The organism is Microcystis sp. M31BS1, assembly GCF_020245285.1.
Taxonomy (GTDB): Bacteria; Cyanobacteriota; Cyanobacteriia; order Cyanobacteriales; family Microcystaceae; genus Microcystis; species Microcystis panniformis.
The window spans coordinates 1-8,995 of record NZ_JADBVE010000138.1 but is presented as its reverse complement, the minus strand read 5'-3'; the positions used below and the strand labels follow the sequence as shown (position 1 = coordinate 8,995).

The window sequence follows — 8,995 nt, the reverse complement described above, 5'->3', positions numbered from 1 at the left end:
AATAAGTACGGGCGAAGCATTCGGATAGAAAATCTACCTTTTCACCGATAGGTTATTGTCCGAATGCTTCGCCCCTACAGGACGCGGGCCGATGAAGACGCAAGGTTTTGAACGACGATTCTCTCAAAATCTTGCACCTGTGGGAGCGAGAAAAGCCCCAAAACCTTTACTTTGCCTACATTTCAAATTTATTCAGCAAACCCTAATTATCATCAAAAAAGCTTGACTTATGGTTATAATTGTGCTAATTCAAAAATGAAACGCATCAGCGGCGGACTTCGGGATTTCTATCATTAGAAGATTATTAAACCTCTAGGTTTAATCACTTAAATTAGCAGTTTCTAGCCATTTTTTACCCATTTCAATGGGAATACCGAGGGGAGGACAGAGAATTTTAATTAATTCAATTCCTCCCGTGATTAAAATGCTTCTTAGGCGAGAATTTTTCTGGATTTCTGCGTCAACTTGTGCGACAAAAGTTTGTTTTTCAATTTCGGTATTAGTGGGATAAGTTTGGGTGAGTTGGCTGATAAGTTGTTGGATTTATTGGACGGCTTCGGCTAAATTTTGGGGTGTGGCGTAATTATGTTGAACTGCTTTTTGATCTCCTTGCACCGTATCGGCAAAGTTAGCAATATTTGCTCCACGAAGGTCATATTTAGGAGTTTCTGACATAGGATTAAAAGATTGAAGATTACTGATGATAATTAGGGTTTGCGGCAAAAAGTACGGGCGAAGCATTCGGATAGAAAATCTCCAGTTTCACCGATAGGTTATTGCCCGAATGCTTCGCCCCTACAGGACGCGGGACGATGAAGACGCAAGGTTTTGAAGCACGATTCTCTCAAAATCTTGCACCTGTTTCGCAAGAAAAGCCACAAAACCCCTATCTTGCCTACATTTCACATTTATTCAGCAAGCCCTAAGTAGCTGGTTATAATTAAATTAAAAATGGATTTTAGGTTCGATCCCCCCTGCCCCCCTTGATAAGGGGGGTGCCGATAGGCGGGGGGATCTGACAACTTTTAACGCCTACCTACTTAATTATAGCATCCATAATGGCAAAACTGAGAACATTTCTCTGAATGAAAGCGATACGTCGAATTCAAGTCCCCCTTAGAAAGGGGGATTTAGGGGGATCAAAATAAGGATTGAGCGGCTTTAATCCGAATACTTGGATTCTTGTCTGTGAATAGTCTTTTGGCAAGAGTTATGATAATTAAATCGAGGGATTCTGTACTCAATTTCATATCAGTTTACTGCATAACGAGAGCCAATTTTACCGAGGGCATCAACAGCACTGAAACGAACGCTATCATCTTCATCGTAACAAACATTTACTAGATCAGGAATAACATCTTCTAGTCCAATTTCACCTAAAGCAATTGTGGCTGTGACACGAACTTTTACTTCCTTGTCTTGTAGGGATTGAATGAGATAGGATATTGCTTTTTCACTACCAATTTTCCCGAGAGATTCCGCCGTGATTATCCGAATATCGGGATTAGTATCAGATAAGCAGGAAGCTAGATAAGGAATTGCGGATTCATTGCCAATTTCTCCTAAAGCTCGAATCAGATTTAGGCGAACATTAAGATCATTTTCTCCTATTAAATGGGATACTAAGGTGTCGGCAAGGCTACTATTGCCAATTTTGCCCAAGGCTTCGGCAGCTTTAGCGCGGATCTGGGGGAGAGAATCGTTGAGTTTATTCAATAAAGTATTGATGGCGATTTGGGTGTTATTAAGTTGCTGAACCATGTTATTTTTCCTCTGGGTTATTGTTATTAGTTTGCTGGGGATAATTCTGTTGGCTTCCTTGCACATTATGAGCTAAATTACCAATGGTAGCTCCTCTTAAATCATAGGTAGTAGATGATAGGGATGCGTTTTTTTCAGAAGAAGCAGGAATATTATGACTATCCTCTCCAAAACTGGCTATCTCTGAAAAAGTAATAGGTGTATATCTCACGATTCAGCAAGAACCTATTGGTTTAGCAGTTCTGTCATAACCCATATTTTATTCATTATTAATTAATTTTTCAAGAAGGGCATAAATATCTTTTTTATCACCTTGTTTACGAATTCCAACTCCAATAACAATAACAATAATTTGAGCTTCTTCAACACGATAGACAATCCGATATCTTTGACCAACTGCCCTAACGCTACGATATCCTTTAAGTTTACCTGAAAGGGCTTTACCTTGTTTATCCGGTTCAATTTTTAGCTTTTCAATCCGTTTGCGAATTTCTTGCTGAATGCGTTTATCGGTAATTTTAGATAAAAAGCTTAAAGCAAGAGGAATTAATTGTATTTGATATTCCATTACCAACCGAGTTGTTTTTTAGCATCTTCCCAAGTAATTCTTTGTCCTGATTGATCCTGTTGAATCGCTTCAGATAGGATTTCGGCAAACTCTTTGTCTTCTAAAATATCAAGAGTTTCCAACCAAGATTCAATTTGAGCGTAATTCAGGGCAACCATAATGGGTTGACCTTCTTTGGTAATAATAATAGGTTCGTCAGTCATTTGCTCAGACCATTCAACCAGCTTTTGTCCTGTTTCAGTAATGTTTAGATATTTAGTCATGTCAGCAATTAACAGTTATCAACTAATGATTATAGCAGTTATCGGTCAAATGAGTTACAGGGAACAAATTGGGTATAGTCAGCAATAGCACCTTTAGGCTTTATCTTTTAAAACAATCATTCTGGGATTTAGTTAAATATTTTGACTATCCTCTGCAAGTTTAGTTTCTACTTTTTGAATCATAGCTGCAAATTCCGATTGGCCGTGTAAGTCGATACTGGGAGTATTGATATCCTTAAGAATGTCGGTTAGAGAGGCGATGCGGTGGCGGATTTCGGTGTATAAATTGAGGTCATCGGTAATGCCTTGCAGATTGGCTAAACCGCCTGAGTGCATGGCATTTTCTAATTCTTGAATACGTCCTTCCCAATGTTGGATATATTGTAATCTTTCGATGGCTTTATGAATTCTTCTGGCATCTGGTAAAATAATCGGGAATATTCTTTCATAAAAGTCACCATTTCTGGCAATTTCTACTAATTCAAACATACAGTTTTCTGATTTTAAGTATCTATCGCTGATGACGACGACGACACATTTCCCCCGTCCAATTTGCCGCATAAAGTTTTTGATGGAGTCTTTATAGCTGGTGTGGGTTTTATCCCGAATAATCTCAATTCCTTTAGCGGCAAAAGCTTGGACGAGTTGATTAGCCATTTCGTTGCTGTCTTCTTGCCAGTTGTAGGAGATGTAAACTTGTTGATTCATGGGTTGGGAGATGGGGTGATAGTATTTAAGTTTGTTTTGAATTGTGTCTAGTGCTTCTCTAGCTTGAGAGAGAGTATCGCCATTATTTAATGTGACAAAATCAGGATTTTTCAGGCATTTGATAAGTTCAGTCATCGCTGTTTCTGAGCTAATTTTACCCAAAGCCTCGGCTGCCTGCGAACGAACATACTTATTAGAGTCTTTTAAAGCCTTGAGTAACCCCGGAATGGCTGTTTCTGAGCTAATTTTACCCAAAGCCGCGGCTGCCTCCCTACGAACATCGCTATTAGAGTCTTCTAAAGCCTTGAGTAACCCCGCAATGGCTGTTTCTGAACCAATCTTACCCAAAGCCTCGACTGCCTTCCAACGAACAGAAAAATAAGAGTCTTTTAAAGCCTTGAGTAACCCCGGAATGGCTGTTTCTGAGCCAATATTACCCAAAGCCTCGGCTGCGTTACTACGAACATCCTCATTAGAGTCTTCTAAAGCCTTGAGTAATCCCGGAATGGCTGTTTCTGAGCCAATCTTACCCAAAGCCTCGGCTGCGTTCCTACGAACATACTGATTAGAGTGTTCTAAAGCCTTGAGTAACCCCGCAATGGCTGTTTCTGTGCCAATATTACCCAAAACCCAGACTGCGTTCCCACGAACATCCTCATCAGAGTCTTCTAAAGCCTTGAGTAACACCGGAATGGCTGTTTCTGAGCTAATCTTAGCCAAACCCGCGGCTGCCTTCCAACGAACATAATCATCAGAGTCTTCTAAAGCCTTGAGTAATCCCGGAATAGCTGTTTCTGAGCCAATATCACCCAAAGCGAAGGCTGCGTACACACGAAGATACTCCTCAGAGTGTTCTAAAGCCTTGAGTAACTCCGGAATGGCTGTTTCTGAGCCAATCTTACCCAAAGCGGAGGCTGCACTCCTACGAACATCTTTATTAGGGTGTTCTAAAGCCTTGAGTAACCCCGGAATGGCTGTTTCCGAGCCAATTTTACACAAAGCGAAGGCTGCGTTCCCACGAACATACTGATTAGAGTCTTTTAAAGCCTTGAGTAATCCCGGAATGGCTGTTTCTGAACCAATCTCAGCCAAAGCCTTGACTGCGTTGCTACGAACAACCCCATCAGAGTCTTTTAAAGCCTTGAGTAACCCCGGAATGGCTGTTTCTGAGCCAATATTACCCAAAGCCTCGGCTGCTTTCCTACGAACATACTCATCAGAGTCTTCTAAAGCCTTGAGTAATCCCGGAATGGCTGTTTCTGAACCAATCTCAGCCAAAGCCTTGACTGCGTTGCTACGAACAACCCCATCAGAGTCTTTTAAAGCTTGACTTAACTGATTAACAACTTCATTAGACTTTGTTAATCCCAATAACTCCACCTTAAACCGTTTTGGTACATCCAACCCAAGCACTAACCCCACTGTCTGCTTTTGAAACTTAAAGTTGACTTCTCCTGCGAACCTCGCTCCTAATTTTAAATCAATCTCTAACCCTAATTTAACCACCCGTTTTGCTTGGGTTTCATTATCCAATAACCCCAGCAGCAATGCCACAGGTTCCGTCCATTTGAGATAATTCAAATAGTCCCACTGTAACTGCTCATCCCTGAGATGGGGTAACTTTTTCTTTAATTCCTCAGCCGTGTAATATTCTTGAATCAGTTGGTGGCGAAAAGCAATTTTATCATTACCTTCTAGGTGAATTAGATGATATTTCAGTAAATCCTTTAACCACTGCTTACTGTAATATTCTGGGAATCCTTTATTTTTGATAAATTTGCTTAATTCTTCCTCTGCTTCTGTTCGGGAAATAGCCACCTGAATCTCGGTTTTTGACTCCCCTTGGGTCATTTTCCAAGCTAACACTTGCAGCAATTCTCGCCACCAATCCCGGGATTCTTGGTAAGTAGAAACATCTGCTTTTAATTTCTTGTCATAAATTCCTGTAAAAATCTGGAAAACTAAGCCCAAATTAGCAGGAATTTTGTTCTGATTATCATCAAAAACTGAACAAAGCATCGACAAAAGTAGGGGAGTTTCTCCCAATTCCTTGAGACGATTTCCCAACTGTTTAAGCATTTCTTCGCCTTTTTCAGGCAAATAGGCCTTGACAAAATCCCGCATCTGTGGTTCAGTCAGGGGAAGCATTTCCAGCTTTTTTTCAATGTTTAAGTCGTCGCTGCCTAAATCCCTTGTCGTGAAAATCATCGAAATTTCTGCATACTGCTGGCGAAAGTTTTTTAATTTCTGTCGTGCAGTATCTGAGGGCAATTCATTGATACCATCAAATAATAATAATGGTCTAAAATTCTGATTTTCTAACAGCCAACTTTCTAGGGTATTACTATCAATAATTAATTTATGGCGTTTCAGGAATTGTAAAATTAAATCAAGAATTGAGGTTTCATACAAGCGTAATTCGATGAGAATGGGAATTTGAATGATTTTAGCCTGATTTTGTTGATTTAGGCGCAAGCTTTGCGCCCCTACAGATTCTTCTAATAATAATCTGGCTAAAGCGGTCGATTTTCCTGAACCGGGACGACCTTTTAAAAGAACGTGATTAGTTGCATACTTGCGTAAACCATCTAAAACCGTGAATCTTTCGGTTTTTTCTGGTCTTTCTGGTCTTTCTGGTCTTTCTGGCGGGTTTTCTGGTTCTTTTTCAATCGTCTGCACCCACAAATCCCTTAGCAAAGGTGCAGTTTTCGGCGGGCGTGTTTTTCCCTCTACGTCCGTGAGGGTGTAAAATGTCTCCCACTGGGCGTACTTTTCCGAGATAGATTCGAGATAGGGAGTCCAGTCAATCATTGATGCTGTCTGTTAGTTCGAGAAGGAATCCGGATTAACGCTTTTAATATCTTCAATTATAAGCAATATAGTGGGACTAGCTCTGAAAAATTGGCAACGGAATCGATTGGCTGCCAGATTCTCTCGTTAGAAATGTCCACAACCCCCCGCCATTAGGTGTAGGATGTGTTACGCGCTTTGCTAACACATAAAAAACTTTTTCTGTTGGTGCGTTACGGCAATATTTAGGGTCTGCTGAAAAAGTACGGGCGAAGCATTCGGATAGAAAATCTCTGGTTTCAGCGATAGGTTATTGTCCGAATGCTTCGCCCCTACAGGACGCAATTGCCGATAAGGTTATCCTATTTTTGTTTTCCTAATTGTTAGGTTTTCTAAAAAATTGAAAAAGTACGGGCGAAGCATTCGGATAGAAAATCTCTGGTTTCAGCGATAGGTTATTGTCCGAATGCTTCGCCCCTACAGGACGCAATCGCCGATAAGGTTATCTTATTTTTGTTTTCCTAATTGTTGGGCTTTATAAAAAGTTTCTAAACTGTGACTATCCCCGACAAAACGCCAGTGCCAAGGTTCATAATTAATACCCTGGGGATTATTTTCAGGGAAAGATAACTCAAAACTATACTGGGCAGCGTTATTTTGCAACCAACGAAAAGCGGCAGTATTAGCAAAACTGCTACTTAAATTCGTTGCGGGAGCGCGACCATCGCCAATATCGATCGCATAACCGGTATGATGTTCGCTGTAACCCGGAGGTGCGCTCACTTCTGCTCGTTTGCGGGTTTGCTGATTGCGTTGTTTTTTAACTTCAAAAAAGAGCTTTTCTTGGGTTGCTTTCGATCGAAATGCGGAAATCGGCATTAAAATCACCCCCGACCTTCTCGCGTCACTCTGCATCTGGATAAAAGCCTTGGCTGCCGGTTTCCTTAAACGCATAGCACCATCCCCAGTAATGGGGGCTAATTCCGTCTCCGGGGCCTCTTGATAGGGTAAATGACCTAAAATGTTCTCAATGGGGCTAGGAGTGGCTTTAATGGGGGGTGATGGGTTAATAACCGGTTTTTGTACGGTAGCAGGGGGACGATTCAAGACTGCTATGGCAATTAGGCCGGTTCCCACCAGAGCAAGTAAACCGCTTGCGATCGCTATGAGACCATTAGGATTAGTAGTTTTTCTGTACTGGTTGTCCCGCAAAGCTTCGGGAATATCATCGATCGGTTTCACGGTTCACTTACCCTCCTGCACGATAATTACATTATTCCCCGGCCACTCCATCTTGACGAGCAGCGTGTTGAACTGCGGCGGCCACAGCCGTAACTACACGACCATCAAAAACCGAGGGAATAATATTCTCTCGATCAAGATTAGCAGGATTGATCAAAGAAGCGATCGCTTTGGCCGCTTCCAGATACATATTATCGGTGATGGCCCTAGCGCGACAGTCCAGGGCCCCGCGAAATAATCCGGGGAAAGCGAGAACATTATTAATCTGATTGGGATAATCGCTGCGTCCGGTAGCCACCACGGCCACTAAATCATTGATTAATTCCGGTTGAATTTCGGGAATCGGATTAGCCATGGCAAACACGATCGCATCTTTAGCCATTCCCTTGACCATTTCGGGAGTCAATACCCCCGGTGCGCTCACCCCCAAGAAGACATCAGCGCCTTTAAGAGCATCCCCTAGCTTACCAGTGGCGGCCACGGCCCAAGCTTGTTTTTCTGGGGTTAAATCGTCCCGTTGTTGGGAGAGGATGCCAAGGGAATCACAGAGGGTTATATCTGTAGCTCCTGCGGTTTTAAAGAGAGTAGCGATGGCGATTCCCGCTGCACCTGCACCATTAATGACGATTTTGACTGTATCAAGCGATTTTTTGACTAATTTGAGGGCATTAATCAGGGCAGCCAGGGAAACGATCGCTGTACCGTGTTGATCATCGTGGAAAACGGGAATATTTAATTCCGCTCGCAGACGTTTCTCGATTTCAAAACAGCGGGGAGCGCCGATATCCTCTAGGTTAATACCCCCAAAAACCGGAGCGATTCTTTTGACGGTTGCGATGATTTCTTCGGGGTCTTGGGTGGCTAAACAGATGGGAAAAGCATCAATTCCGGCGAATTCCTTGAATAACATCGCTTTCCCTTCCATTACCGGCAAGGCAGCCTCTGGCCCGAGATTTCCTAATCCTAATACTGCGCTACCATCGGTAACTACAGCGACGGTGTTGCCCTTGATGGTCAATGAATACACTTGTTCTGGTTGGTGGGCGATAGCGGTGCAGATGCGACCAACTCCGGGGGTGTAGGCCATGGCCAGGTCATCTTGGGAGGTGAGGGGAATACGACTTTCAATGGAGATTTTACCGCGACGATGGATATCGAAGGTGCGATCGGAAACTTTGAGCAGTTTAACATCCGGTAGAGCTTTAACCGCGGCGATAATCTGTTCCGCTTGGTCGGTACTAGCGGCATCAACCATCACCTCGCGGGTGCTAATCTTTAAATTGCGTTCGATCAGAGAAATTTGCCCTAAATTCCCCCCGACATCGGCGATCGCATTGAGGACAGAAGCGAAGGTTCCCGCTTGATTGGGGATTTCTATCTTGAGACTTAGACTATAGCTAGGATTGGGCGTTAAATGAACCATGCTGAAGGCTTCCAATACTGATAAATATTGATTATCTTCTATCTGTGAGGGACTTTGGTATCTAATCGCGCAGTTTCTTTAGCTATTAGGGTTTCTCTGGGGAGCATCTCACCTTTGCAATAAGCATAAATACTTAGTAGAAAAATAGGCTTTTCGAGGGTAATTCTTGTTTTAATTCTCCATGTACGCGGTCTTTAAAAGCCTCTATTTCGTTCCAAGACACGATTAAGAGTGGCTTTT

8 protein-coding genes are annotated in these 8,995 nt (G+C 42.4%); all 8 read right to left on the bottom strand.

What is annotated here, in order from left to right:
- Positions 1–543: 543 nt before the first annotated feature.
- The 8 genes from IM509_RS07930 to IM509_RS07895 all read right to left on the bottom strand — a co-directional run bounded on the left by IM509_RS07930 (position 544) and on the right by IM509_RS07895 (position 8,755).
- Positions 544–741: a hypothetical protein gene (locus IM509_RS07930; RefSeq protein ID WP_260441277.1), complete on the bottom strand. Its 198-nt coding sequence runs from the start codon at positions 739–741 to the stop codon at positions 544–546.
- 510 nt (positions 742–1,251) lie between these two features.
- A complete protein-coding gene (locus tag IM509_RS07925) occupies positions 1,252–1,761 on the bottom strand; it encodes a HEAT repeat domain-containing protein (protein WP_260441366.1) in 510 nt (169 codons plus the stop codon).
- Between the two features lies 1 nt (position 1,762).
- Positions 1,763–1,972, bottom strand: coding sequence for a hypothetical protein (locus IM509_RS07920; protein ID WP_072926322.1), 210 nt, complete (start codon positions 1,970–1,972; stop codon positions 1,763–1,765).
- Between the two features lie 48 nt (positions 1,973–2,020).
- Positions 2,021–2,329 (bottom strand): type II toxin-antitoxin system RelE family toxin, encoded by a 309-nt coding sequence (locus tag IM509_RS07915; RefSeq protein ID WP_002750216.1) that lies wholly within the window; start codon positions 2,327–2,329, stop codon positions 2,021–2,023.
- Positions 2,329–2,592, bottom strand: coding sequence for a type II toxin-antitoxin system Phd/YefM family antitoxin (locus IM509_RS07910; RefSeq protein WP_002790841.1), 264 nt, complete (start codon positions 2,590–2,592; stop codon positions 2,329–2,331). The genes IM509_RS07915 and IM509_RS07910 overlap by 1 nt, the downstream gene beginning before the upstream one ends.
- A gap of 132 nt (positions 2,593–2,724) precedes the next feature.
- Positions 2,725–6,111, bottom strand: coding sequence for a HEAT repeat domain-containing protein (locus tag IM509_RS07905; RefSeq protein WP_185237994.1), 3,387 nt, complete (start codon positions 6,109–6,111; stop codon positions 2,725–2,727).
- Positions 6,112–6,597: 486 nt separating this feature from the next.
- Positions 6,598–7,332 (bottom strand): M15 family metallopeptidase, encoded by a 735-nt coding sequence (locus IM509_RS07900; protein WP_185237446.1) that lies wholly within the window; start codon positions 7,330–7,332, stop codon positions 6,598–6,600.
- Positions 7,333–7,363: 31 nt separating this feature from the next.
- Complete coding sequence (locus IM509_RS07895) at positions 7,364–8,755, bottom strand: NAD-dependent malic enzyme (protein WP_185237445.1); 1,392 nt, start codon at positions 8,753–8,755, stop codon at positions 7,364–7,366.
- Positions 8,756–8,995: the final 240 nt, after the last annotated feature.